Raw genomic sequence first — 24474 nt, 5'->3', positions numbered from 1 at the left:
CCCGAGACCCGGCCCCCCGCCCTCACGCGTCTGCAGATCAAGCAGGCGCGCGTGGCCAGCCCCCGCACCGTCACGAGCCGGGCGCGGCTGCAGTCGCCGTCGCTCATCTCGATCGTGCTGCTCGCCGGACTGGGCGCGCTGCTCTACGGCGGCTTCCTGCTCAACCCGCGCAACATCGGCGATCCGCTCCCCTTCGCCATCGTGATCATCTGCGAGCTGTACCTCATCGGCCAGGCCGCCCTCACCATGTGGACGGCGCTCTCGAGCACGTACGACCCGCGGGATGCGACGTTCCACGCGGCCCGGGCGACGCTCTTCGGGAGCCCCGTCGACGGGATCCCGATCGGCGACGACCTGTACCTCGGCCGCCGCCGCATCACGGTCGACGTCCTCATCACCACCTACAACGAGGATCCGGTGATCATCGAGGGCACCGCCCGGGCGGCGCGGGACATGCACGGCACCCACGGGACCTGGCTGCTCGACGACGGGGACGACCCCCGGGTCGCCGAGATCGCCGAGCGCCTGGGCATCCGCTACGTGGTGCGCGAGGACCGCTCCGGCGCGAAGGCCGGCAACGTGAACCACGCCCTGCGGCTCTCGACCGCGGACTTCGCCGTGATGATCGACGCCGACTTCGTCGTGGTCCCCGAATTCCTCGAGGAGACGCTGCCGTTCTTCCTGCACGACGACGTCGCGTTCGTGCAGGCCCCGCAGGTCTACGGCAACGCGCACAACTTCATCTCGCGGGGATCCGCGTACATGCAGATCGTCTTCTACGCGCTGACGCAGCCCGGCAAGAACAAGTACAACTCCGCGTTCTGCGTCGGCACCAACGCCGTCTTCCGCCGGACGGCGCTGGACGACATCGGCGGCATGTTCGAGGGCTCGCAGTCCGAGGACATCTGGACGTCGATCTTCGTGCACGAGCGCGGCTGGCGCTCGATCTTCGTGCCGATGACCCTGGCGGTCGGGCGCACTCCCGAGACCATCGAGGCCTTCGTGCGGCAGCAGGTCCGCTGGGCGGTCGGCGGCTTCGAGATCTTCCTCCGGCACAACCCGTTCTCGCCCCGGCGCCGTCTGACGACCGATCAGCGCATGCAGTACTTCATGACGGTGACCTTCTACTTCACCGGCATCGTGCCGCTGGGCCTGATCGTGCTGCCCCCGATGCAGATCTACCTGAACATCACGCCCGTGAGCCTCGAGGTGCCTCTGCTGCAGTGGATCCTCTTCTACTGCGGCTTCTACGTGCTGCAGATCGGACTCGCGCTCTTCATCATCGGATCCTTCCGGTGGGAGACGCTGCTGCTGTCGACCGTCACCTTCCCGATGTACACCAAGGCGTTCTTCCTCGCCCTGGCCGGCCGCAAGCCCAGCTGGACCTCGACCGGAGCGACGGGTCAGGCGGCCTCCCCGTTCGACTTCATCAAGGTGCAGATGGTGTTCCTGGTCTTCCTGTCGGCGACGACCGTCGTCGGCTTCCTCAAGGCGGAGTGGACGGCCGAGTACTCGGTGGCGCTCGTCTGGAACATCCTGAACACGCTCACCCTCGGCGCCTTCGCCGTGATCGCGGCGCGGGAGCACATCGCCCTCAAGCGGGCGGCGAGGGCGGAGCTCGCCGGCACCGTCCTCGTCGCCGGACGCCGCACGCTCGCAGCGGGTGCGGCATGAAGCCGCTGCGCTGGCTCGGCTTCGTCCTCTCCTGCGTCGTCGCCGTGGGGATCGCCGCCGCGGGCCTCGTCTACGCCAACATCTCGTCGCTGACCGTCAGGGCGGCGAGCGCCCAGCTGGTGACCGAGGACTACTCCCTGGGGACGCCGTTCGCCGGCACGATCCAGGACCTCACGATCTCGCGCGGCGACTCCGTGCAGAAGGGCGACGTGCTCTTCAGCCTGCAGAGCGCGATCCTCGAGTCCGACATGCAGACGAAGGACTTCACCAGCGCCGATGTCGGCTACACGATCGAGCCAGGGGGGCTGATGGTCTTCACCGCCGCCCTCGACGGTGTCGTGAAGCAAGTCGACACCGAGATCGGGGCGTTCGTCGAGGAGGACGAGATCCTCGCCGTCGTCGCGATCGCCGACTCCATCCACCTCGAGAGCGAGTTCTCGCTCGGTGCGCGCGACTACTCGCGCATCCCCGTCGGCGGCACCGTCGCCGTCGCGATGCCCGACGGCACCACCGTCGACGCCGAGATCTACGACATCGAGGTCGAGCAGTACCGCAACGGGCGGGCGACGACCGTCGTGCGCGCCCGCACCGACGAGATCACCACGCAGGACTACAACGTGGTCGGCGCGCCGGTCCGGGCGGAGCTCCGGCTGCAGGACGACGAGAGCTTCGGCGGCTGGCTCGTCGCCCGGCTCGGAGACCTCGTCACCCCCGGCGGGTTCGCCCGGTGAGGCGCGGCGCGGGGGCAGCCTCCGCCCTCGCGCTGCTCCTGCTCGCCGGCTGCACGCCGCCCGTGTACCCCGCCCCGGACTGGGCCGTCGAGGCCTCCGCGCAGGCCCGGCGCCTGCCCCGGGTCGCCGGGCCGTACGCGGGGTCCCCGCGGCTCGCCGAGGACGTCCCCCCTCCGACGAACTCGTGGGTGTCGGGGCCGGTCTTCGGAGTCGGCCTCCCGCTCTACACGGGGATCCTCTCGGTCACTCCGCGCTCCGACGGCTTCTCGGTGGGGCTGCCCCGGGTCGACGCGACGCCGCGGGCCCTCTTCGGACTCGCGCGCGACGACCTCACGGTGACGGTGCCGTCGTCGGCCGTCGAGCTCACCGCGCTCGACGACCTCGTCTCGACCTGGAGCTTCGCCGGCGCCGGAGAGCTCGTCGCCGCCGAGGGCTGGCCGTACGCCTCCTATCGCGCGCAGCAGCCGCAGGACGTGATCGTCGAGGGCGCCACGGAGCCGGAGAGAGCGGCCGACGGGCTGCTGCTCGTCTCGGCGGGCGGGCAGCGGTACGCCCTGGTGGCGCCCGCCTCGGCCCTCGACGCGTTCCCGCGGATGAGGCTCGAGGGGCGCCTCGTCGTCTTCGCCGTGCCGGAGGGGGCGAGCCGGATGCAGATCGACGCGCTGCGCAGGGGGGCCGTCGCGCTCGAGGGCGCGACCGTCGCGCACTCGACCGCGGGGGGCCGCACGACGACGACCTACACGCTGCGGACGGAGGGCGGAGCATCGACGTTCTTCGGGCTCGGCTCGCAAGGCGATCCGGGGTACGACACGCTCTACGGACGCGTCGGGCTCGAGTCCGGCACGACCTTCTCGCGCAGCACTGCGGCGATCGCGGAGTCGGGGGCCCTCGATCTCACGCGCCTCACCGACGACGAGCGCGCCGCTCTCCGCCGGCAGGTGCCGCTCGACGCCGCCGCCGTTCGCTTCGCCGCTCCCGACACCTACGGCGCCGGCAAGGAGCTCTACCGGGCGGCGACCCTCCACCGGCTCGCCGCCGACCTCGGTCTGGACGAGACCGCCGCCGCCCTCCGCGAGCAGCTCCTCGCCGAGCTCGACCTGTGGCTGGACCCGGACGGCTGCACCGCCGGCGCCGTGAAGTGCTTCGTCTACGACCCCGTCCTGGGCGGGATGGTCGGCTCCGCCCCCTCGTTCGGATCGGAGGAGTTCAACGACCACCACTTCCACTACGGGTACTTCCTCTCGGCGCTGGGCATGCTGGCGGAGGAGGACCCCTCGCTCGTCGAGCGCTACCGCACCGTCGCCGACCTGCTCGCGCTCGATCTGGCCTCCCCCGTCGACACCGCGGAGTTCCCGCGCCTGCGCGTGTTCGACGCCTACCGCGGCCACTCCTGGGCGTCCGGCCTCGCCCCCGCCCGCGACGGCAACAACCAGGAGTCGGTGTCCGAGGCCGTCAACGCGTGGAACGGGCTCGCGCTCTGGGCCTCGGCGTCCGGGAACGAGGCCCTGCTCGAGCAGGCGCGCTGGATGCTGAGCCTGGAGACCGAGGCCGCCGCCGACCTCTGGCTGAGCCCGACGACGCCGCCGGGCTTCGACGCTCCCTTCCTCGCGATCAACTGGGGCGGCAAGCGCGACTACGCCACCTTCTTCGACGCCACCCCGTCGGCGATCCTGGGGATCGAGCTGCTCCCCCTCCCACCGGCAACCGCGTTCCTCCCGGGCCCCGACCGCGTGGACGAGCTCGTCGCCGGGGCGCCGGGCTCGCCGCTCGCCGATTACGTCGTGATGCTGCAGGCGACCAGCGATCCGGAGGCGGCCCTGTCGAGGGCGGCGCAGCTGACGGACGCGGAGATCGACAGCGCGAATTCGCGCAGCTACCTCCTCGCGTGGATCCTCACGCGCTGACCCGCCGCCGCCGCAAGCCCTCACCGCGGCGGCCCCGGCGGGCGTAGGGTCCGAGGACGGCGCGCGGAACGGTCCGCGCGTTCGCGTCGATGGAGCCGCGATGTTCGAACCCGAAGGATCCGTGCACCCTGTCGCACGGCTCAGCTACGTCACCACCGCCCTGCTGCTGGGCGCGGTCCTCGTCGGAGGCGCTGTCGGCGCCGCCGTCGCCCTGGTGCTCTACCTGCCGGCCGCGCTCGCGTCCGGACCGCTCGATCCGTCGGGGCTCGTGAGCTTCGGGATGCTGATGGGCGTGCTCTCCGGTGCGGGCATCGGTCTGGCGGGCGGGGCCGGGGCGATCGCCGGCATGGTCACGATCCGCGCCGTCAGCCGCAGGGACGCCGCCTTCATCGCGGGCACGAGCTCGGGATCCGCGCTCGGCGTCCTGATCGCGGCGGCGAACCTGCTGGTCAGCCGCGACGCCCCGACCTGGATCGCGGCGCTGCTGGCGACCGCCGCGGCCTTCGCGCTGTGCGCGTGGGGCTCGTGGCTGCTGACCCGGCACGAGCACGCCTGGGAGCGCGAGCACTCCCGCGCCCGGCACCACCGCCCGGCCTGAGCACCGCGCGTCCTGCTGATCGAGCAGCCCGCGCAGCGGGCGTATCAGCAGGAGGTCGCCCCCGGAGCCGCGGCGTCAGCCCGCGTACGCGCCGACCAGGCGCACCGCGCCGCCGTCGACTCCCTTGGCGCCCTGCTCGAAGCCCTCGAACGACCGGCCGCTCATCGACACGCGCCCGGCGATCCACGACGGCACCCCGGACGCCTCGAGCGAGGCGACGACCGACGGAGCGGCCTCCGCGTCCACCACCGCGAACATCCCGATGCCGAGGTTCCAGGTGCCCTCGGTGCTCTCGAGCGTCGCGCCCGACATCCCGGCGAGCGCACGGAACACGTCCGACGGGCTCCAGGAGGAGCGCTCGACCTCGACCCAGGAGCCTCGCGGGAGCACGCGCGCGAGGTTCGCGGCGATGCCGCCTCCGGTGACATGGCTGATCGAGTGGACGGCCGAGCCGAGCGTCCCGTGCTCGAGCACGTCGAGCAGCGGCCGGGTGTAGAGGCGGGTCGGCTCGAGCAGGACCTCGCCCACCACTCCGCCGAGCTCGGCCGAGTGGTCGGTGAAGCCGATGCCGCACTCGGCGAGGATGTGGCGCACGAGCGAGTAGCCGTTGGAGTGCAGGCCGGAGGAGGCCATCGCGATCACGACGTCGCCGTCGCGCACGCGGTCGGCTCCGCGCACCTCGTCCGCCTCGACGACTCCGGTCGCCGCTCCGGCCACGTCGTAGTCGTCGGGTCCGAGCAGGCCCGGGTGCTCGGCGGTCTCGCCGCCGACGAGCGCGGTGCCGGTGGCGGAGCAGGCGCGCGCGATGCCGGCGACGATGTCGGCGATGCGCGCGGGGACGACCTTGCCGCAGGCGATGTAGTCGGTCATGAAGAGGGGACGGGCGCCGACCACGACGATGTCGTCGACGACCATGCCGACGAGGTCCTGGCCGATCGTGTCGTGCTTGTCGATCGCCTGCGCGAGCGCGACCTTGGTGCCCACTCCGTCGGTCGAGGTCGCGAGCAGCGGCGCGCGGAAGTCCTTGAGGAACGACACGTCGTAGAGTCCGGCGAAGCCGCCGACCCCGCCGAGCACGTGCCGGTCGTGCGTCGCCGACACGGCCGACTTCATCAGCTCGACCGCGAGATCACCGGCCGCGGTGTCGACTCCGGCGCGGGCGTAGCTGCTCGTCTCATCACTCACGCAACGACCCTACCGACTGGCCCGCCCCGCCGAGAGCCCGCGAAGAGGCTTCTGCGCACCGGCGACGGCCTCGGCGGATCCGCCCGACTCCGCGCCCGGGCACCGCCGCGCTCCGGCCGATCCGCCCACGGCGAACCATTAGGGGATGCGGTCGCCGCATGTCAGGATGGACCGTCATCCCCCCCTGCTACCCGATTGGGAGCCCATCCGGCATGTGCGGAATCGTAGGAATCGTCTCCTCGGGACCCGTCAACCAGTCCATCTACGACAGCCTGTCGCTCCTGCAGCACCGCGGTCAGGATTCGACCGGCATCGCGACGGCCGACGGCAGCACCCTCCACATCAAGAAGGCCGCGGGCCAGGTCCGCGAGGCGTTCCGCACCCGCGACATGCGCTCGCTGCTCGGGACCATGGGCCTCGGGCACGTCCGCTACGCCACCAAGGGCAATGCGGAGCGCGAGGAGGAGGCGCAGCCGTTCTACGTGAACGCGCCGTACGGCATCATCCTCGTCCACAACGGCAACCTGACGAACACGCGCGAGCTCACCGAGGAGCTCTTCCGCGTCGACCGCCGCCACCTCAACACCACGTCCGACACCGAACTGCTGGTGAACGTCCTCGCGAACGAGCTGCAGGCGTCGATGTCGGGCCGCGACCTCGATGCCGACGAGGTGTTCGACGCCGTCGCCCGCGTGCACGAGCGCGTCGAGGGCTCCTACGCCACCATCGCGCTGATCGCCGGAGTCGGACTGCTCGCGTTCCGCGATCCCTTCGGCATCCGCCCGCTCATCGTCGGCCGCCGCTCCAACGTCGGCGCGACCGACGACTGGGTCGTCGCCTCCGAGTCGCTGGTGCTCGAGGCCCAGGGCTTCGAGATCGTGCGCGACGTCGCTCCGGGCGAGGCGGTCTTCATCACCCCCGACGGCACCATGGCGAGCCGCCAGTGCGCGAAGGACCCGCGCCTCATCCCCTGCTCGTTCGAGTACGTCTACCTCGCGCGCCCCGACTCCGTCATGTCGGGCATCTCGGTCTACGAGGCGCGACTGCGCCTGGGCGACCGCCTCGCCGACACCATCGCCGCGTACACGCCGGGCGGAGCGATCGACGTCGTCATGCCCATTCCGGACTCGTCCCGCCCCGCCGCGATGCAGGTCGCGCAGAAGCTCGGCATCGAGTACCGCGAGGGCTTCTACAAGAACCGCTACGTCGGCCGGACGTTCATCATGCCGGGCCAGGCGGTGCGCAAGAAGTCGGTGCGCCAGAAGCTCAACGCGATGTCGAGCGAGTTCAAGGGCAAGAACGTGCTGATCGTCGACGACTCGATCGTGCGCGGCACGACGTCGAAGGAGATCGTCGACATGGCCCGCACGGCCGGAGCGAACACCGTCACGTTCGCCTCCGCCGCGCCGCCCGTGCGCTACCCGCACGTCTACGGCATCAACATGCCCTCGCGTCAGGAGCTCGTCGCCCACAACCGGCGGATCCCCGAGATCGCGGACGCCATCGGCGCCGACTACCTGATCTACCAGGAGGTCGCCGACATGAAGGCGGCGATCCTCGAGGGATCCGACGTCACCGACCTCGAGACCAGCTGCTTCACGGGCGAGTACATCACGGGCACCGTGACTCCGGAGTACCTGGACTGGGTGGAGCGCACGCAGCTCAGCTGACAGGGCGCGGAGTCGAGCCCGGCTCGGAGCGCCGGGTCGGCCTGTCCGCTCGGCGCGCTCGCGACCAGCACAGCCTCCGAGCGTCCGCAACCGGGTGCCCGCGCGGTGCTCGGGCGTCCAGACTCGAATCCGCGCGCCACCCGGGCGCGCAGACGAGGAGCCTCCCGTGATCTACCGCCTGATCCCCTACCTGCTGATGTTCATCGCGCGCAAGCTGACGAAGTCGCAGAAGGCGAAGCGCACGATGCAGAACGCCGCGCGCAGGACCGCGCGCAAGGGCCGCTGACCGTTCAGCGGACGGCGGCGCCCGGGTCCTCCGGGGTGCCGCCGTCCGCTTCCGGCGCCTCGGCCGGCGTCTCGCGCGCGACCGTGCGCTCGGCCGTGGCGCGGACCACGCGCCGACCGACGACGCGGTCGAGGACGACGACGACGAGCCCCGCGAGGGCTCCGAAGAGCGTGACGAACAGCAGCAGGCTGAAGCCGAAGACCTGACCCTGCGAGAAGCCCTGCGTCTCGGGCAGCGCGAAGGTCAGCACGAACGCGACGATCGCTCCGAGACCGGCGCCGAGCGCCAGGATGCGCCAGATGCGCGGCGATCGACGGACGTCGACCTCCTCGCGGGTCACCTCGACGTCGTCGGAGTGCTGCGGGGTGTCGAGCGGATCGGTCATGCCTCCATTCTCCCCCGAACGCGGCTCGGAGCGGGCCGTGGGGAGCGACCCGGGGCGAGCGTGGAGCCGGGCGACAGCACCCCGCGCTCGCGAGTGGGCACGGACAGGGGTCCGGCTGCGATCCTGAGCCCGGTTCGCGTCCACTCGCCCGCGCCCGCCTCAGCGAGTTGCCCCGGACCGGGCCCTGCCCTCTCTCCAGGCCCCGCTCCGCGCCCACTCGCCGAAGGCGCCCCTCACAGCGAGTGGACGATCCGCCCCGCCTGCGCACGCAGCTCGCGCACCACGGTCCGGACCGACAGCCGTTCGGCCCGGTCCGGCCGCATCAGCGCCACGATGTGCCGCACCGAGCTGACCCCGCGGAGCGGCTTCACCACGACCCCGACGCCGCCCGCCGTGTAGCGCGGCAGCACCGCGATGCCGAGTCCGGCTGCGACGAACGCCTCCGTCACGCGGGTGGACGCGAAGCGCTGCTCGACGCGGACGGCCTCGCCCGACGCGGTCTCGATCTCCTGCATGACCCGCTCGAACGGGAAGCCGTCGGGCACTCCGATCCACGTCTCCCCGACCAGGTCGGCCGCCGTGACCGTGGCCCGGTCGGCGAGCCGGTGCCCCACCGGCAGGGCGATGTCGAGCGGCTCCACCATCAGCTCGGCCATCGCCAGACCGCGCCCGGCCCAGGCGCTGCGACCCGTCGGCGAGTGGCCGAGGACGATGTCGAAGTCGGCGGTGAGGTCGGCGAACTCGTCGGTGCCGGGATCGACGTCCTCGCACTGCACGACGAGGCCCTCCACGCTCCGCAGCGCCACGAGCGCCTCCGGGAGCAGCATCTGCCCGGCCGTGGGGAACGTGGCTATCGTCACCTCGCCGATCGGGTTGTTCTTGAAGGTCTGCCACACGGCGTCTGCGCGCTCGAGGGCGATGGCGATCTCGGTCGCGCTCCGGGCGAGCTCGCGGCCCGCCCCGGTCAGGACGACGCCGCGTCCCGAGCGCTCGATCAGCGGCACGCCGGCCTCGCGCTCGAGCACCTTCAGCTGCTGCGAGACGGCGGAGGGAGTGCGGTGCGTCGCCTCCGCCACCGCGGTGATCGAGCGTCGCATCGAGAGCTCTCTGAGCAGTTCCAACCGCCGCACGTCCATGAAGCAACGCTACACGTCAGGGCAAGAACTCATCGATTGTCCTAAGGAACAGGAGTGGCCAGAGTGGACGTTGTACACAGCATCCCGGCGGATGGATCAGGTTCCGCCGCAACGAAAGGCAGAACACTCATGAGCATCGCCGTCGCCGTCCTCCTCGCCGCCGTCTCCGCCTGGGGCGCCGTCGCCACCGTTCTCGTGACGCGTCGCGACGGGTACCGCCAGGTCCCGACCCGCTACTGAGCCTCCGGCTCCAGCACGCACCCGAACGCCGCCGTCCCGCGAGGGAGGCGGCGTTCCGTCGTTCCCGAGCGGAGGAACGACGAAGGGCCCCCGACGACTCGTCGGGGGCCCTTCGTGCTGTCCGCTACTTCGAGACGGTGCGGCGGCGCAGGTGCGCCACGCTCATCGCCGCTCCGAGCAGGAGTGCGACGGCACCGGCGAGCAGCGCCGGGGTGGTGTCGAACCCGGTCGCTGCGAGCTGGTGCGTGCCGCTTCCGGTCGAGCCGCCGGCCACCGGAGCGGTGGTGGCGGGGGTCGTCGGGATCACGGTCTCGACGGGGGTCGGCGCCGGGGTCGGCGTCGCCTCCGGGGCTCCGGTGACGGTGAGGGTCGAGACGACCGACACTCCCGTGACGGGGAGGCGGAACTCGAGCTCGTGGTCACCGGTGGCGAGGCCGCTGATGTCGACGCTCACCGAGGCCCGGCCCTGCTCGTCGGCGGTGTCGACGACCGTGTGGTCGATCGGAGCCGAGGAGACCTGCGCGCCGTCCAGGAGCACCTGCACCTCGTCGTCGCGGACCGCCGAGTTGTTGACGTCGAGCGAGGACAGGTCGTAGGTGAGCGTCTCCGCTCCCTCAGCGCTGGTGTCGACGATGCCGATCGAGCGCGACGCGGGGTCCGGGGTGACCGGCGAGAACGCGGCGATGTAGTCGGTGAAGGCCGTGAGGTCGACGCGGCCGGAGTCGGCCTTGTCCGCGCCGTTGGCGAGCTCGGTGAAGTTGTCGCCGCCGGAAGCGAGGAACGAGTTCGTCACGATCTTGAACGTCTCGTCGTCCGCGACGGGCTCGCCCTGGAAGAAGACGCCGGTCACGTGCGAACCGACCTCGGCGGTCGGGTCGTAGGTGTACGAGAGGTCCGCCGAGATGCCGAGGTGCAGCTCCGGACGGCTGGAGGTCGCCGGCTGCCACTGCTGCTCGAGGACCGTCTTGATCTGAGCACCCGTGAGCGTCTCGGTGACGAGGGTGTTCGCGAAGTTCTGGACGGCGGCCGCCTCCTTGTAGGAGACCTTGCCGTCCTCGTCGCCCGCGCCGCTCGCGGCGAAGAGCAGGTCGGCGCGCACTCCGCCGGGGTTCATGAACGCGATCTGCGTGCCGAGGTCCTCCTGCGTGGCCCAGAGCTGGGCGTCGGCGACGAGGTTGCCCATGGTCGACTCGGCACCGCGGTTCTCGGAGCCGTCCGACTGGGAGCCGCGGCGGACGTCGGCGGTGATCTCGCCGACCGGCACGGCGCCCTCGACCTCGGCGACCGCGACAGCGTCGGCGACGAGCGCCGCGACTGCCACGCCCTCGGGGGTGGAGTCGGCCGCATAGGCCGGCTGGTAGACGGTCGAGACGACTCCGGTGGTCGGGTTCGTGACCTGGACGGGAGTCAGGGTGTCGACGAGGTTCTGCGCGCTCGACGTCACCTCCTTGGTCTCCGGGTCCACGGTGAGCTCGATGTGACCGAGTCGGTTGCCGTACTGGCCCGCCTGGACGACGGGGAGCGTGTTGCCGTCGACCGTGACCTCGGAGGCGTAGGCCTGGTGCGTGTGGGCGGAGACGATCGCGTCCATCCCGCCGCCGATGCCGTCGACGATCCCGCCGAAGAGCGTGTTCGCGTCGGCGAGGTTCGCGGAGGCGCTCTCGGCGCCCTCGTGGATGACCGCGACGAGGACGTCCGCCTCGAGGTTCTTGGACTCGGCGGGCACTGCGGCGTCGGCGGAGTCGTCGATGCCGTCCTGCAGGCGGGCCGCCTCGGCGTTGACCGAGTCGACGATCGGAGCGATGTCGAGGGTCGCGATGCCGGAGGGCGTCACCAGGGAGGGGAGGCTCGCGGTGGTCGCGCCGATGAAGCCGACCGTCACACCGTCGAAGTCCTCGACGGAGGACGAGGCGTAGGCGTGCTCGCTCGTGCCCTTCTCGAGCACGTTCGACGAGATGTAGTCGAACTCGGCGCGCGGGATGACGCGGTCGTCGAGGTCGGCGCGGCCCTGGTCGAACTCGTGGTTGCCGATCGCCGAGACGCTCACGCCCATGAGGCCCAGCGCATCGATGGTCGGCGTGTCCTGCTGCACGAAGGACGTGAAGGTCGAGGCGCCGATGTTGTCGCCGGCGGAGACGAGGATCGAGTTCTCGGGGTTCTCGGCCTTGAGCGTCGCGAAGGCCGAGGCCAGCGAGGCGGCTCCGGGGAAGCTGTTGTCGACCGAGCTGCCGGCGGACGCCTCGAGGCGGCCGTGGAAGTCGTTCATCGTGTAGATGTCGATGACCTTCGCCTCGGCGGCCATCGCGGGGGCGGCGCCGAGCAGCGCGGCACCGGCGACGGCGCCGACCGCGGTCGCCGAGAGAGTTCTGATCAGGCCGCGTCGACGGCCGGGGGTGTTGCTTCGCATCTGGTCGAGATCTCCAAGCGTCGAGCGGTGATTCGGAGAGGACTCCGGCCGCATGAGGGGAACTTTCCCAGCCAAGCCGAGGGTGGGCCCCAGGTCAAACGCCTGTCCGGGCTTCGGCGGCCTCGTTTACGAGAAGTTAATCCGACGACTGCCGGGGTTCTCCCAGCCGACGCGGAGGGATCGCGGAGACGCGCGGTCAGCCGACGCGGAGGAGGGGGAGGAACGGCGTGAGGTCCGCGCGGACACCGGACGCGTGGATCCGCCCGCTCGCGAGGCCGTCGGTCCACGGGAGGCCGCCGGTCGCCAGGGCGAGCCAGGTGGCGGCGTCCATCTCGATCACGTTCGGCGGCGTGCCGCGGGTGTGGCCCGGGCCCTCGACGCACTGCGCGGCGCCGAAGGGGGGCACGCGCACCTCGACGCTGCGGCCCGGCACCCGCGTCTCGATGATCTGCAGGAGGAACCGCACGGCGGTCGCGGTGGTGGTGCGGTCCGTCGTCCCGGCGAGCGCCGCGCGCACCGCCGCCTGACCGGACGCTTCGTCGATCTTCCCCTTGGCCATGAGTCCCATCCTGCCGTGCCCGCGGCGTGCGGCCCCTCCCGCGGGACGACGGTCCGGTCCGCGACGCACCGGAGAACCCGGAGCGGAGCGGCGTCCCGCGACGGGTCCGCGGAACCGGCTCGAACGGGCCGTGCGGGGGCGTGACGGCGGAAGTCCGCCCCAGGAGGCCCCGGGCCTATCCTGTTCAGGTGAAGATCCTCGTCCTCGGTTCGGGTGCCCGTGAGCACGCCATCATCACGGCTCTCCTCGCAGAGGAGGAGCAGCACGAGATCATCGCCGCGCCCGGCAACGCGGGCATCGCCCGCGACGTCGAGGTCATCCACTTCGACACCAACAGCCCGCGCCTGGTCACCGACTTCGCCGTCGAGCAGGGCATCGAGCTCGTCGTCATCGGTCCCGAGGCGCCCCTGGTCGCCGGAGTCGCCGACGCCCTGCGCCAGCGCCGCATCCCCACCTTCGGCCCCGACAGGGCCGCCGCCGCGCTCGAGGGCTCGAAGACCTTCGCGAAGCGCGTCATGGACATGGCCCGCGTGCCCACCGGCCGCGCCACCCGCGTCTCGACCCTCGTCGACGCGACGCGCGTCATCGACGAGTTCGGCGCCCCCTACGTCGTCAAGGCCGACGGCCTCGCCGCCGGCAAGGGCGTCCTGGTGACGGAGTCGCGCAGCGCCGCCGTCGCGCACGCCGAGTTCTGGCTGCAGTCGGGCGACGTCCTCATCGAGGAGTTCCTCGCCGGCCAGGAGGTCTCGCTCTTCCTCCTCTCCGACGGCCACGACGTCGTCCCGCTCTCGCCCGCCCAGGACTACAAGCGTCTCGCGGACGGCGACGAGGGCCCCAACACGGGCGGCATGGGCGCCTACTCCCCCCTGCCCTGGCTCGCCGATCGCTGGCAGAGCGAGCGCGCCTTCGTCGACGAGGTCATCGACACCGTCGCCATCCCGACCATCCGCCAGCTCGAGCGCGAGCGCACCCCCTTCGTCGGACTCCTCTACTGCGGCCTCATCGTCACCGACGCCGGCATCCGCGTGATCGAGTTCAACGCCCGCTTCGGCGACCCCGAGACGCAGGTCGTCCTGCCTCGCCTCGCCTCCCCTCTCTCGGCGCTGCTGCTCGCCGCGTCCACGGGCTCGCTCGCCTCCGTGCCGTGGCCCGCCTTCACCGAGGAGGTCGCCGTCACCGTCGTGCTGGCCAGCGAGGGCTACCCCGAGAACTCCGTCACCGGCCGCGGCATCAGCGGACTCGAAGCGGCCGAGGCCGTCCCCGGTGTGACCATCGCGCACGCCGCGACGCAGCTGGTGGACGGGCGCTTCGTCGCCACCGGCGGGCGCGTGCTCAACGTGGTCGCACGCGGTGCGGACTTCGCCGAGGCGCGGGCGCGGGCGTACCAGGCGCTCGACCTGATCCACCTCGAGGGCGGGCAGTACCGGCGCGACATCGCGCTTCGCGTCGCGCAGTAGCGCGTCGCGGGGCGCGATGTCGTCCACGCCGCCCCCTGTGCGGCGTGGCGCAGTCGGCTTGTAGAGACGGCTGCGTTCCGCAGAGCGTCCTGCGGACGGCTCGCCGACAACGCTCGGCACGCGCACGGCGCTCACTCCGAGCCGCCCCTTGTGCGGCTCGGCGCAGTCGGCTCTCCGAAACGGTCGCGTTCTCGAGAGCGTCGCCCGTCCGGCTCGCCGACAACGCTCGGCACGCGTTCTCGGCTTCGCCTCGTCGCAGTGCTCTTCCTCCGGCCGCGAAGAGGCGCCGGAGGGATCGTCCTCCGGTGCCGTCTTCACCGCGGGAACGCCGCCCTCAGGCGACGTCGCGGAGGGCCGCCGCGAGGTCCGGGTGGGCGAAGGCGAAGCCGGCGTCCTCCAGACGCCCCGGGACGACCCATCGGCTCTTCAGGAGCAGCTCGGGCTCGGTGCGCAGCAGCAGCATCGCGGGCTCGAGGACGAAGCGCGGGGCGGGCAGGCCGAGGCGGCGGCCCACCGCGGCGCGCAGCAGGCGCGACAGCTCCGTGTTGTCGCTGGGGTTCGGCGACGCGAGGTTCACCGGGCCCTCGAGCGCGGACTCCTCGAGGAACAGGATCGAGCGGAACACGTCCTCCACGTGGATCCAGCTGAAGTGCTGACGGCCGCGCGTGGGCCGGTACTCGTGGTGCACGCCGGCCTCGCGGCGCTCCCTCGTCGAGGGCCACGGTCCGTCGTACTGCGGACCGCCGAGGCCCAGGCGCGCGAGGCGCAGCAGGATACCCGTCGCCGGGCCGTCGCCGAGCACGATCGCCATGCGCAGCGCGATCCGGCGGGTGGCGGGAGTGTCCCCGCCGAAGAACTCCGCCTCCCAGGCCGTCGCCACGTCGACCGAGAAGCCCTCGCCCATCACGCCGTCGCGCTCGGTGTTCGCGCGCTCCTCCTCGTGCCGGTAGATCGTCGCGGTGCTCGAGTTCATCCAGACGGGCGGCGGAGTCGCGGCCGCCGCGACCGCGCGGTGCAGCTCGGCGGTCGTCTCGACGCGCGAGCGGAGGATCTCGGCGCGGTTCGCGGCCGTGTAGCGGCAGTCCACGCTCTTCCCCGCGAGGTTCACGAGCAGCCGCGCCCCGTCGACGGCGCGGACGAGCCCCGCGGAATCGCCCCAGCGGCCGTCCGGACCCGAGCGGCCGATGCGGCGCACGCTCCAGCCCTCCTGCTCGAAGCGGCGGGCGAGATCGGTGCCGAGGAAGCCGCTCGCTCCCGCGAGGACGACGACGGGGCGCTGCGCGGTGCTCATCGCCCCATGGTGCCGCACGGCACTGCGCGACCGGTGCGCAACCGAGGGTGAGCGCGGCTCGGGCCCGCTCCAGCGCAGGCCCGGCGCCATCCGACCTCGGTTACGGACGCGCCACTGCGCGAGCGGCACGCACGGCACCCGCGAGCCGCCCCGCGAACCCGGGCGGCACCGCCTCGGGAAGCGCGTCGACCGCGAACCAGGCCACGTCCTCGCTCTCGTCGCTCACCGCGACGGGAGCCGACGGGTCCGCGATCGCGCCGTAGCCGATGTCCCAGTGCCGGGCGCACCGGCCGAAGCCGCCGCCCAGACCGTGCCGGTCGAGGTCCAGCGGCAGCGATCCGAGCGGAGTGAGCGACGCGACTCCGCTCTCCTCGCGCGCCTCGCGCAGAGCCGCGTCGGCGACGGAGGCGTCACCGGGCTCGATGTGACCGCCGAGCTGCACCCAGAAGCGGCCCTTGCGGTGGAAGCAGAGCAGCACGCGATCCAGTTCCGGCGAGAGCACGAAGCAACTCGCGGTGACGTGCTCGGGCCCGAGCGAGCGCTCGAGCGCGCCGTCACCGTGCTCGGCGAGGAACGCGAGGTACTCGGCGCGGAGCCCGACGAGCGGAGCGGGGGCCGCCCACTCCTGCAGGTCGAGGGCGAGAGCGGCGGCACGGGAGGTCACCCGGCGAGCGTAGGCGAGACGCCACCTGCCTCGGCACCCGGGGGGAGGGCCGTGCAGGTGGCGTCTCGGCGCAGAGGGGTCAGACGGCCAGGCCGGCCAGTCCCTCGCGGTCGACGCGGCGGTGGAAGCGCATGCCGGCGAGTCCGCCGAGCACGGCCGCGATCAGCGCGACGACGAGCGCGGCGAGCGCGGTCAGGACCGCGGCGATCGTGGCGTCGCTCCCGTCGAGCGGGATGCGGGGGAAGCTGCTGACCGCCGAGAGCAGCTGCGTGCCTCCGGTGATCGCCGAGGCGATGCCGACGAGGATCGCGACCACGACGGCCCACGCCCACACGGCCACGCCCTGCTTCGCGCCGTTGAAGCGCGCCATGCGGCCCGCGACGTAGCCGCCGGAGTAGTAGGCGACGAAGAGGATGACCAGCAGCGCGATCGCGCCCACCCAGCCGAAGGCGACCGGGTCGGCGGCGAGATCGGCGGTGACGTCCTGCGTGCCGACGACGGCCGCTCCGATCGCCGTGACCAGGGCGGTCAGGATGACCGCGAGGCCGGTCGCGGCGAGCCAGCCGAAGAAGGCGCAGCCGATCTTCAGCCCGCCGAAGCGCTCGCGCTCGCGGTCGTGGATGTCCTTGCGGGCGGCGGCCCTGGCTTGCTTCGCCTCGGCGGAGTCGGGGGCGACCGGCGCGCGGTGCTCGGGGGCGCCCGACGAGTCGGACCGGTCGGACGTGCTCGACGAGGTGGTGCTCGAGGTGCTCCCGCTCTGGGGGGCGGTCTCGAAACGGCGCGTCTCTCCGGCGGCGTGGGCCGTCGTGTCGTCGCGTCGCGGGTCGCTGCTGTCGCGACCGGAGTCGGTGGGGATGCTCATGACGACCTCCTGGGGGACCGCCGACGGGGTTCGGCGGTGAGCACAGTCAAGGCCCTGCAGGGCCCCGGTGTCGCGGGCTTGACGGGGAACCGCAGCGTTTCGATCCGTGCGCACACGACGTCTCGTGCGGCCCCGGAGGAGCGTCAACCCCCTGCGCTCCCCCACCGGTGTCGGCTTCCATGGAACGACCCATCACCGACACGAGAGGGAGAGTCATGACTCCGGAATCCCCTGAGCAGACACCGCCCGGCACCGAGGCGGAGCTGACCCCGAAGGCCGACCACGGCGAGCAGAGCTACCGCGGCACCGGCCGTCTGAGCGGCAAGGTCGCCCTCGTCACGGGAGCCGACAGCGGCATCGGCAAGGCCGTCGCCATCGCGTTCGCCCGCGAGGGCGCCGACGTCGCGATCTCGTACCTGGACGAGCACGAGGACGCCGAGGACACCGCGAAGTGGGTCCGCGAGGCCGGCCGGGAGGCCCTGCTGCTCCCCGGCGACCTGCGCGATCCCGCCCACTGCCGCGAGGTCGTCTCGAGCACAGTCTCGACCCTCGGCCACCTGGAGGTGCTCGTGAGCAACGCGGCCTTCCAGATGAGCCACGAGGAGATCACCGACATCCCGGACGAGGAGTGGGACCGCACGATCGAGACCAACCTCGGCGCCTACTTCCACCTGGTCAAGGCGGCGATCCCGCACCTGCAGCCCGGCGCGTCGATCATCGCGACGAGCTCGGTGCAGTCGGACCAGCCGTCCTACCAGCTGCTCCCCTACGCCGCCACGAAGTCGGCGATGCTGAGCATGACCGGCTCGTTCGCGCAGGCCCTCGGCGAGAAGGGCATCCGCGCCAACGCGGTCGCGCCCGGTCCGATCTGGACCCCGCTGATCCCGTCGACCATGCCCCCGGAGGCGGTCGCCTCCTTCGGCGAGAACGTGCCGCTGGGCCGCCCCGGCCAGCCGGCCGAGGTCGCGCACGCGTACGTCCTGCTCGCGTCCGACGAGGGCAGCTACATGAGCGGAGCGACGATCGCCGTCACCGGCGGGAAGCCGATCCTCTGATTCCGCTCACCAGCGCTCACCCGCAGGTTCCTGGGATAGGTTCCTGCGGGTGAGCGTGCACATCCGCAGCATCGAGACGGCCGTCCCCGCGACGGTCCTCCGCCAGTCCGACGTGCGCGATCTCTTCGCGTCGCAGGAGGGCGTCAGCCGGCTCGGCTCGAGGATCCTCGGCGCCGCGTTCGACGCCTCGGCGATCGACACCCGGCACACAGTCGTCGACGAGCTCGACCGCGAGGTGCGGGAGGGCGCGAGCGCCTTCTACGACGCCCGCTCGAACGCCGTCCTGAACCCGGGCACCGCCGAGCGCAACGCCCTGTACGCGGCGCGCGCTCCCGAGCTGTTCGCCGACTCCGCCCGCCGCGCTCTCGAGGCGGCGTCGCTGACCGCCGAGGACGTCACCCACGTCGTCACCGTGTCGTGCACCGGGTTCTACGCGCCCGGCCCCGACTACCAGCTGGTCCGCGCGCTCGGCCTCTCGCCGTCGACCCAGCGCTTCCACCTCGGCTTCATGGGCTGCTACGGCGCCTTCCCCGGGCTCCGTGCCGCGAAGGCTTTCTGCGAGGCGGACCCCGACGCGGTGGTCCTCGTCGTCGCCGTCGAGATCTGCACGATCCACCTGACCTCCTCGAACGATCCCGAGCAGATCGTCGCCACCTCGGTCTTCGCCGACGGAGGAGCGGCGGCCGTCGTCACCGCGCGCGCCCCGGAGCCGGGTGCCGCGGTCCTCGAGATCGACGCGCTCGACACGACCCTCACCCCCGAGGGCGAGAACGAGATGGCCTGGACCATCGGCGACCACGGCTTCACGATGCGCCTCAGCACCTACGTGCCGGCGATCATCGGCCAGAACATCACCGGGGCGCTGGCCCCGCTGCTCGGCGAGGCGGGCGCGGGCGGCGTCCAGCGCTGGGCCGTCCACCCGGGGGGCCGCAGCATCCTCGACCGCGTGCAGACCGCGCTCGAGCTCGACGACGAGCAGATGCACCCGTCGCGCGAGGTGCTGCGCACGTACGGCAACATGTCGAGCGCCACCGTGCTGTTCATCCTGCGCCGCCTGCTGCACGGCGGGGCGGCCGACGGCGAGCGGATCGGGGCGATGGCCTTCGGTCCGGGCCTGACCGTCGAGATGGGCCTGCTGACGAAGCGGGGCGGGGAGTGAGGGCTCCCCTCGCTCCCGACCTGCGGCACCGCGAACTCGACGCCCGGGAGCTGATGGACGACCCGGACTGCGATCGCACGCTGCTCGACGCCACCTACGCGCGCTTCGGTGCCGTGAACCGCCTGGTCTCGGGCTGGCGCGGGCTCTACCGCTCGCGCCTGCGCGCCCTGCTGAACCGCGACGAGCCCACTCGGCTGCTCGACATCGGCTCGGGCGGCGGCGACGTCGCGCTCGCCCTCGCCGGCTGGGCGCGGGAGGACGGTCTGCGGCTCGCGATCACGGCCGCCGATCCGGATGAGCGCGCCTACGCCTTCGCGACCGCACGTCCCGGGACACCGGGCGTCGAGTTCCGCCGGGCGAGCAGCTCGGAGCTGGTCGACGAGGGGGCCGAGTTCGACGTCGTGGTCTCGAACCACCTGCTGCACCACCTGACCCCGGAGTCGCTCGCGTCCCTCCTCGAGGACAGCGAGCGCCTCGCCCCCCGCGCGCTCCACAACGACATCGAGCGCTCGCGCCTGGCCTACACGGCCTACTCCGTCGCCACGCGCCCGCTCGCCGCGGGCTCGTTCCTGCACTACGACGGCTCGCTGTCGGTGCGGCGCAGCTACACCGCCGCCGAGCTGCGCGCGGTCGCGCCCGCGGGCTGGAGCGTCGAGCGGGCGGCTCCGTACCGGCTGCTGCTGGCCCGGGGCCTCTCGGAGTGAGCGCCGGTCGCGCTCTGGTGCGCGCCGCCGCCGCGAGCTACGCGGCCAACTGCGCGCTCGGCACCGCCGTGGCGACCGGTGCCGTGCGGACCGGTCGCTGGCACTGGATCCACCACGCGCTGTACATCGCGACCTCGTCGCTGACGGCCGCGGCGTTCGTCGCGCTGCTGCGCTCGGATCCGAGGGCCGCCGCCGCGCTCGCCCCGGCGGCGCTGCCGCTCGCGATCATCCCGTTCGCGGGGACCCGTGGACGCCGGCACCCGGCGATCGCGCTGGCCGCGGCTCCGTTCGTCGTCGCCGGGCTCGCGCTCTCGCGACGGCGGCGCTCAGCGCTCTCGCCGCGCTGACGGTCGGCGCGGGCTCAGCGCGGCGGTCCGGCCTTCGGGTCGTCCGACCCCGACTCGCGCTTCTGGGTGCGGAAGTACTCCCACGCGGCGAGCGCCAGGATCGCCAGTCCGCACACGATCGTGATGATGTCGGGGACGGAGACGTCGCCCTGCATGGCCGACGAGATGCCGGAGCCGAGGATGAGGACCCCTCCGATGAGGTAGAAGACCACTCGCGAGTTCTTCATCGGGCACCGCTCCTGTCGGCCCGCCGAGGCGCGGGCTCGGAAATCGTACCCGGTCCAGCCCCCTGCCCCCTCCCGGGGCGGATGGGCAGGATGAGGGCATGGACTTCCTCGATGTGGTGCGTCGCCGCAAGACCACCAACGGACCCTTCCTGCCCGATCCCGTCTCCGAGGAGCATCAGCGACTCCTCATGGAGGTCGCGGGTCGCGCCCCCTCGCAGCTGAACAGCCAGCCGTGGCGGTTCGTGCTCGTCGAGGAGCGGGACACGATCGAGCGGATCGCCGAGATCAGCGGCTCGAGCATGACCACGGCCATGTCGAACGGCACCTTCTTCGAGCGCTACAAGCCGTACTTCCGCTTCAGCCGGGAGGAGATGGAGGAGCGCCGCGACGGGATGCTCTTCGACAAGCTCCCCGCTCCGCTGCGCCCCTTCACCAAGCAGGTGTTCACCAAGCGCGGGCAGCTCCTGATGAACTCGCTGCGGGTGCCGCAGACTCTCGGCGAGGAGAACCGCAGGCTCGTCGCCGGGTCGCCGCTCCTGCTCGGCGTGATGCTCGACCGCTCCGAGTACCGGCCGGGCGAGCTCTCCTCCTTCTACTCCGTCTTCAGCATGGGCGCGGCGATGGAGAACGTCTGGCTGAGCACCGTGGAGCTCGGGATGGGGATCCAGTTCGTCTCGTTCCCCATGGAGGTGCCCGGCGCCTGGGCGCGCATCGAGTCGCTCCTGGCGGTGCCGGACGACCTCGAGCTGATGGCGGTCTACCGGCTCGGCTACCTGCCGCCCGAGCAGCGGCGGCCGGCGATCGACTGGTCCTCGCACCAGCGGAAGGCGCCCTCGCAGTACGTGTTCCGCGGCACGTGCGCGACCCCGCAGACCGGATGGGACGCGGGCTGAGTGCCCCACCCCGCACGGGGTGTCAATGGGGGTACGGCGTGTCTCCGGGCCGATTCCCGCTCGAGCGGGAGCAGCGGATACCTTCCCAGCGGAGCCGTCCGCGCCGGGCCGCCCGCTGACACGAAGGGGGCCCGTGGCCACTCTCATCTACGGACCGCAGAATCTCGAGATCGAGTTCGAGGAGCGCGTCCTCGCCCACCTGAAGGTCGCCGTGCTCTCGAAGCTGCGGCGCAACGAGGCGTTCTCCCTGTCGTGGGCCGAGGACGCCTCCACCGGCCACGGCCGCAGCTCCGTCTGGCTGCACCCCGCGGTGCCGCTGCACTTCCGCTTCCGCGAGACTCACGCGCAGAGGCTCAACCGCGCGTGGATCGAGCAGATGCTTAGCGCCGCGAGCATGCACGGCGAGCTCGCCGTCACTCCCGAACCGGAGGAGTCGCGCGGCTGAGAGGACTGCATCGCCGGTGCCCGGGAGTCAAGCCCATCCCCCGATCAGGGGCCGGATCATAGCCTGAACTGACAGCGCCGGTCGAGACTCACCGCGCGCGTCACGGACGGAGACGACGATGACCGACACCGCGCGAGCGACCGGACTCAGCACCCTGACCGCTTCCGGACCGGTCACCCCCGCACCGTTCGCCCGCAGGGCCGCGGCCGACGTGCGACGGCTGCCCGACTCCGTCACGACCTCCTCGCAGCCGGTCATCGGCTCGCGGATCACCGTCAACGGACGCGAGTTCGTGGTCGAGCTCGACATGGCCGGCATCTTCCTGCGCCAGGTGCGCCGCAGCCTCCGCGCAGGCGACGGTGGACTCGTGCTGCTGCGTCACGTCGACGGGATCGAGATGATCCCGATCACGCGCCGCACGCCGTTCGAGGTGACCGACATCGTGTGCCCCGAGGGCGTCGAGCCGACCGAGGCGCGCGTCGAGGCGGGCCTGCGGGCGAGCTGACTCCCGAGCGAGGACAGTGGGAAGAGGACGGCGCGGCTGACAGCCGATGCCCCCTTTCTCCCGCTACTGAGCGGGCAGCGACGCCTCGATCAGGGAGACGATCCGCGGGTCGTCCGGCTCGACCGTCGGGCGGAAGCGGTGCACGGTGCCGTCGGCCGTGACCAGGAACTTCTCGAAGTTCCACTTCACCTTGCCGGCCTTGCCGGCCTCGTCCTCGGTCTGGGTGAGCTCCGCGTAGAGCGGGTGCGCGGACCTGCCGTTCACCTTCACCTTCTCGAACATCGGGAACGTCACGCCCCACGTCGTCGAGCAGTACTCCTTGATCTTGTCCTCGTCGCTCAGCTCCTGCAGGAACTGGTTGCTCGGGAAGCCGAGCACCGTGAATCCGCGGTCGCCGTAGGTCTTCTGCAGCTCCTCGAGCTTCTCGTACTGAGGAGCGAGTCCGCAGCGCGAGGCCACGTTCACGATGAGCTTCACCGGAGCGTAGTCGGCGAGGGTCGACGCGGCTCCGTCGATGGTGGTCAGGGGGATGTCGGTGAGCACGGGGTCTCCTTCGAAGTGATGGCTCGACGCTACTCGCCGACGCCGAGGGAACCCCGAACGGTCGAGGGAACCCGCCGCTCCGGGTTCCCTCGACGGAGCGGGGTTCCCTCGGCGGCGCGGGGCGGGGTTCCCCCGGGGCGCGCGGGGCTCCACCATGAGGGGATGGCATCCGCGCAGCAGCTCGTCTCGGTCGGCGGGCGGCGGCTGAAGCTGACCAACCTCGACAAGCTCGTGTACCCCGAGGCGGGGTACACCAAGGCCGACGTCCTCGCGTACTACGCGTCGGTCGCCGACGCCCTGCTGCCGCACCTGGCCCGCCGACCCGTCACCCGCAAGCGGTGGGTCGACGGAGTGGGCACGGCGGAGCAGCCGGGCGAGGTCTTCTTCGAGAAGACCCTCCCCTCCTCCGCCCCCTACTGGCTGAGTCGCACCCGCCTCGCGCACAGCTCCCGCGACGTCGAGTACCCGCTCGTCGACGACGTCGCCGGTCTCACCTGGCTCGCTCAGCAGGCCGCGCTCGAATTGCACGTGCCGCAGTGGCGGGTGGGATCGGGCGGCGAGCGCCGCCCGCCCGACCGCCTCGTGCTCGACCTCGACCCGGGCGAGGGTGCGGGGCTCGGCGAGTGCGCCGAGGTCGCGTTCCTCGCCCGCGACCTTCTCGAGGGCATGGGGCTCGAGCCCTACCCCGTGACGAGCGGCAGCAAGGGGCTCCACCTCTACTGCCCGCTCGACGCCTCCGCCTCGAGCGATCAGATCTCGGCGGTGGCGCACGAGCTCGCGAAGGCGCTCGAGGCCGACCACCGCGATCTCGTCGTGTCGGACATGAAGAAGTCCCTGCGCGAGGGCAAGGTCCTGGTCGACTGGAGCCAGAACAACGCGGCGAAGACCACGATCGCGCCCTACTCCCTCCGGGGCCGGCTGCGCCCGTTCGCCGCGGCGCCGCGCACCTGGGAGGAGATCGGGGCCGAGGGACTGCGCCATCTCGCCCCGGAGGAGGTCGTGGAGCGCCTGCGCGAGAGCGGCGACCTGCTGCGCCCGCTGCTCGCCGCGCGCGAGGCGGGCCTCGAGCCGACTCCGGAGCGGCTCGCCGGGTTCGCGGCGACCGACGCCTCCGCCGACCGCCTCGCCGCCTACCGCAGCATGCGCGACGCCGCGAAGACGCCCGAGCCCGTCCCCGAGCCGGGCGCCGGAGCGTCCTCGTCGGGCGACTCCTTCGTGATCCAGGAGCACCACGCGCGGCGGCTGCACTACGACTTCCGCCTCGAGCACGACGGGGTGCTCGTGAGCTGGGCGGTGCCGAAGGGGCCGCCGCTCGAGGGCGATCCGAACCGGCTCGCCGTGCAGACCGAGGACCATCCGCTCGAGTACGCCACCTTCGAGGGCACGATCCCGGCGGGCGAGTACGGCGGCGGCGAGGTGCGGATCTGGGACGAGGGCACGTTCGCGCTCGAGAAGTGGCGCGAGGGCGAGGAGGTCATCGCGGTGCTGACGGGGCGGCCCGACGGGGGCCTCGGCGGCGAGCCGCGCCGGTACGCGCTGCTGCACAC

The 24474-nt window shown here is 72.2% G+C and carries 24 protein-coding genes; 14 read left to right on the top strand and 10 right to left on the bottom strand.

Features of this window, described 5'->3' with window-relative positions:
• The 4 genes from NB037_RS12800 to NB037_RS12785 form a co-directional block, all read left to right on the top strand.
• On the top strand, nt 1-1674 hold a 1674-nt coding region (locus NB037_RS12800), incomplete at its 5' end, for a glycosyltransferase family 2 protein (protein ID WP_251946323.1).
• Entirely contained in the window at nt 1671-2405 is a 735-nt protein-coding gene (locus NB037_RS12795) for a biotin/lipoyl attachment domain-containing protein (protein WP_251946321.1), read from the top strand. The genes NB037_RS12800 and NB037_RS12795, both read left to right, overlap by 4 nt.
• Nucleotides 2402-4309: a glycosyl hydrolase gene (locus NB037_RS12790; RefSeq protein ID WP_251946319.1), complete on the top strand. Its 1908-nt coding sequence runs from the start codon at nt 2402-2404 to the stop codon at nt 4307-4309. Before NB037_RS12795 ends, NB037_RS12790 begins: the two co-directional genes overlap by 4 nt.
• Before the next feature lie 100 nt (nt 4310-4409).
• Nucleotides 4410-4907: a hypothetical protein gene (locus NB037_RS12785; RefSeq protein ID WP_251946317.1), complete on the top strand. Its 498-nt coding sequence runs from the start codon at nt 4410-4412 to the stop codon at nt 4905-4907.
• Between the two features lie 75 nt (nt 4908-4982).
• On the opposite strand, the gene purM is transcribed toward NB037_RS12785, so the two are convergent.
• A complete protein-coding gene (purM, locus tag NB037_RS12780) occupies nt 4983-6092 on the bottom strand; it encodes a phosphoribosylformylglycinamidine cyclo-ligase (protein WP_251946315.1) in 1110 nt (369 codons plus the stop codon).
• A gap of 212 nt (nt 6093-6304) precedes the next feature.
• On the opposite strand from purM, the gene purF reads away from it, so the two are divergent.
• The gene (gene purF, locus NB037_RS12775) at nt 6305-7762 is read left to right on the top strand and encodes an amidophosphoribosyltransferase (protein WP_251946313.1); all 1458 of its coding nucleotides are present in this window, start codon (nt 6305-6307) and stop codon (nt 7760-7762) included.
• Nucleotides 7763-8052: 290 nt separating this feature from the next.
• Here purF and NB037_RS12770 read toward each other — a convergent pair whose 3' ends face one another.
• The 4 genes from NB037_RS12770 to NB037_RS12755 all read right to left on the bottom strand — a co-directional run bounded on the left by NB037_RS12770 (nt 8053) and on the right by NB037_RS12755 (nt 12775).
• Nucleotides 8053-8433, bottom strand: coding sequence for a hypothetical protein (locus NB037_RS12770; protein ID WP_251946311.1), 381 nt, complete (start codon nt 8431-8433; stop codon nt 8053-8055).
• A gap of 233 nt (nt 8434-8666) precedes the next feature.
• Nucleotides 8667-9569, bottom strand: coding sequence for a LysR family transcriptional regulator (locus tag NB037_RS12765; RefSeq protein WP_279308879.1), 903 nt, complete (start codon nt 9567-9569; stop codon nt 8667-8669).
• A gap of 364 nt (nt 9570-9933) precedes the next feature.
• The gene (locus tag NB037_RS12760) at nt 9934-12216 is read right to left on the bottom strand and encodes a bifunctional metallophosphatase/5'-nucleotidase (protein ID WP_251946307.1); all 2283 of its coding nucleotides are present in this window, start codon (nt 12214-12216) and stop codon (nt 9934-9936) included.
• A gap of 196 nt (nt 12217-12412) precedes the next feature.
• Nucleotides 12413-12775 (bottom strand): sterol carrier family protein, encoded by a 363-nt coding sequence (locus NB037_RS12755; protein WP_251946305.1) that lies wholly within the window; start codon nt 12773-12775, stop codon nt 12413-12415.
• A gap of 188 nt (nt 12776-12963) precedes the next feature.
• Here NB037_RS12755 and purD point away from each other — a divergent pair, with 188 nt between their 5' ends.
• On the top strand, nt 12964-14232 hold the full coding sequence (gene purD / locus NB037_RS12750) for a phosphoribosylamine--glycine ligase (RefSeq protein WP_207406279.1): 1269 nt from the start codon (nt 12964-12966) through the stop codon (nt 14230-14232).
• 334 nt (nt 14233-14566) lie between these two features.
• On the opposite strand, the gene NB037_RS12745 is transcribed toward purD, so the two are convergent.
• The 3 genes from NB037_RS12745 to NB037_RS12735 all read right to left on the bottom strand — a co-directional run bounded on the left by NB037_RS12745 (nt 14567) and on the right by NB037_RS12735 (nt 17049).
• Complete coding sequence (locus NB037_RS12745; RefSeq protein ID WP_251946303.1) at nt 14567-15523, bottom strand: epimerase; 957 nt, start codon at nt 15521-15523, stop codon at nt 14567-14569.
• A 100-nt stretch (nt 15524-15623) separates the two neighbouring features.
• Nucleotides 15624-16187 carry an NUDIX hydrolase gene (locus NB037_RS12740; protein ID WP_251946301.1) on the bottom strand — a complete coding sequence of 188 codons (564 nt, stop codon included), beginning with the start codon at nt 16185-16187 and terminating at the stop codon, nt 15624-15626.
• Between the two features lie 79 nt (nt 16188-16266).
• Nucleotides 16267-17049: a hypothetical protein gene (locus NB037_RS12735; protein ID WP_251946299.1), complete on the bottom strand. Its 783-nt coding sequence runs from the start codon at nt 17047-17049 to the stop codon at nt 16267-16269.
• A gap of 215 nt (nt 17050-17264) precedes the next feature.
• On the opposite strand from NB037_RS12735, the gene NB037_RS12730 reads away from it, so the two are divergent.
• The 4 genes from NB037_RS12730 to NB037_RS12715 are packed head-to-tail and all read left to right on the top strand — an operon-like array spanning nt 17265 to nt 20314.
• Entirely contained in the window at nt 17265-18104 is an 840-nt protein-coding gene (locus NB037_RS12730; protein ID WP_251946297.1) for an SDR family oxidoreductase, read from the top strand.
• A 49-nt stretch (nt 18105-18153) separates the two neighbouring features.
• The gene (locus NB037_RS12725; RefSeq protein ID WP_251946295.1) at nt 18154-19263 is read left to right on the top strand and encodes a type III polyketide synthase; all 1110 of its coding nucleotides are present in this window, start codon (nt 18154-18156) and stop codon (nt 19261-19263) included.
• Complete coding sequence (locus NB037_RS12720) at nt 19260-19967, top strand: class I SAM-dependent methyltransferase (protein ID WP_251946293.1); 708 nt, start codon at nt 19260-19262, stop codon at nt 19965-19967. The genes NB037_RS12725 and NB037_RS12720 overlap by 4 nt, the downstream gene beginning before the upstream one ends.
• Nucleotides 19964-20314 (top strand): hypothetical protein, encoded by a 351-nt coding sequence (locus tag NB037_RS12715; protein WP_251946291.1) that lies wholly within the window; start codon nt 19964-19966, stop codon nt 20312-20314. The genes NB037_RS12720 and NB037_RS12715 overlap by 4 nt, the downstream gene beginning before the upstream one ends.
• A 14-nt stretch (nt 20315-20328) precedes the next feature.
• Here the strand turns inward: NB037_RS12715 and NB037_RS12710 are convergent, their stop codons facing one another.
• On the bottom strand, nt 20329-20541 hold the full coding sequence (locus NB037_RS12710) for a hypothetical protein (protein WP_251946289.1): 213 nt from the start codon (nt 20539-20541) through the stop codon (nt 20329-20331).
• A gap of 98 nt (nt 20542-20639) precedes the next feature.
• Here NB037_RS12710 and NB037_RS12705 point away from each other — a divergent pair, with 98 nt between their 5' ends.
• From NB037_RS12705 to NB037_RS12695, 3 genes are all read left to right on the top strand, one after another.
• Nucleotides 20640-21434 carry a nitroreductase family protein gene (locus tag NB037_RS12705; protein WP_251946287.1) on the top strand — a complete coding sequence of 265 codons (795 nt, stop codon included), beginning with the start codon at nt 20640-20642 and terminating at the stop codon, nt 21432-21434.
• A gap of 133 nt (nt 21435-21567) precedes the next feature.
• Nucleotides 21568-21879: a DUF7882 family protein gene (locus NB037_RS12700; RefSeq protein WP_251946285.1), complete on the top strand. Its 312-nt coding sequence runs from the start codon at nt 21568-21570 to the stop codon at nt 21877-21879.
• Nucleotides 21880-21997: 118 nt separating this feature from the next.
• Nucleotides 21998-22384 (top strand): hypothetical protein, encoded by a 387-nt coding sequence (locus NB037_RS12695; RefSeq protein WP_251946284.1) that lies wholly within the window; start codon nt 21998-22000, stop codon nt 22382-22384.
• Nucleotides 22385-22447: 63 nt separating this feature from the next.
• Here NB037_RS12695 and NB037_RS12690 read toward each other — a convergent pair whose 3' ends face one another.
• On the bottom strand, nt 22448-22927 hold the full coding sequence (locus tag NB037_RS12690; RefSeq protein ID WP_251946283.1) for a glutathione peroxidase: 480 nt from the start codon (nt 22925-22927) through the stop codon (nt 22448-22450).
• 162 nt (nt 22928-23089) lie between these two features.
• On the opposite strand from NB037_RS12690, the gene ligD reads away from it, so the two are divergent.
• Nucleotides 23090-24474, top strand: a 1385-nt coding sequence (gene ligD / locus NB037_RS12685; protein WP_251946282.1) for a non-homologous end-joining DNA ligase, incomplete at its 3' end; no start/stop codon positions are given.

The sequence above is a fragment of the Rathayibacter rubneri genome (genome assembly GCF_023743255.1).
In the GTDB taxonomy this organism is placed as follows: Bacteria; Actinomycetota; Actinomycetes; order Actinomycetales; family Microbacteriaceae; genus Rathayibacter; species Rathayibacter rubneri.
This window is presented reverse-complemented; position numbering and strand designations above follow the sequence as displayed.

Excerpts from the sequence above, each read along its gene's own strand:
- NB037_RS12745 (WP_251946303.1), bottom strand. The coding sequence starts at position 15,523 with ATGAGCACCGCGCAGCGCCCCGTCGTCGTCCTCGCGGGAGCGAGCGGC.
- purF (WP_251946313.1), top strand. The coding sequence starts at position 6,305 with ATGTGCGGAATCGTAGGAATCGTCTCCTCGGGACCCGTCAACCAGTCC.
- NB037_RS12730 (WP_251946297.1), top strand. The coding sequence starts at position 17,265 with ATGACTCCGGAATCCCCTGAGCAGACACCGCCCGGCACCGAGGCGGAG.
- NB037_RS12710 (WP_251946289.1), bottom strand. The coding sequence starts at position 20,541 with ATGAAGAACTCGCGAGTGGTCTTCTACCTCATCGGAGGGGTCCTCATC.
- NB037_RS12760 (WP_251946307.1), bottom strand. The coding sequence starts at position 12,216 with ATGCGAAGCAACACCCCCGGCCGTCGACGCGGCCTGATCAGAACTCTC.
- NB037_RS12755 (WP_251946305.1), bottom strand. The coding sequence starts at position 12,775 with ATGGCCAAGGGGAAGATCGACGAAGCGTCCGGTCAGGCGGCGGTGCGC.
- NB037_RS12795 (WP_251946321.1), top strand. The coding sequence starts at position 1,671 with ATGAAGCCGCTGCGCTGGCTCGGCTTCGTCCTCTCCTGCGTCGTCGCC.
- NB037_RS12785 (WP_251946317.1), top strand. The coding sequence starts at position 4,410 with ATGTTCGAACCCGAAGGATCCGTGCACCCTGTCGCACGGCTCAGCTAC.
- NB037_RS12770 (WP_251946311.1), bottom strand. The coding sequence starts at position 8,433 with ATGACCGATCCGCTCGACACCCCGCAGCACTCCGACGACGTCGAGGTG.
- NB037_RS12695 (WP_251946284.1), top strand. The coding sequence starts at position 21,998 with ATGACCGACACCGCGCGAGCGACCGGACTCAGCACCCTGACCGCTTCC.
- NB037_RS12735 (WP_251946299.1), bottom strand. The coding sequence starts at position 17,049 with ATGAGCATCCCCACCGACTCCGGTCGCGACAGCAGCGACCCGCGACGC.
- NB037_RS12705 (WP_251946287.1), top strand. The coding sequence starts at position 20,640 with ATGGACTTCCTCGATGTGGTGCGTCGCCGCAAGACCACCAACGGACCC.
- NB037_RS12765 (WP_279308879.1), bottom strand. The coding sequence starts at position 9,569 with ATGGACGTGCGGCGGTTGGAACTGCTCAGAGAGCTCTCGATGCGACGC.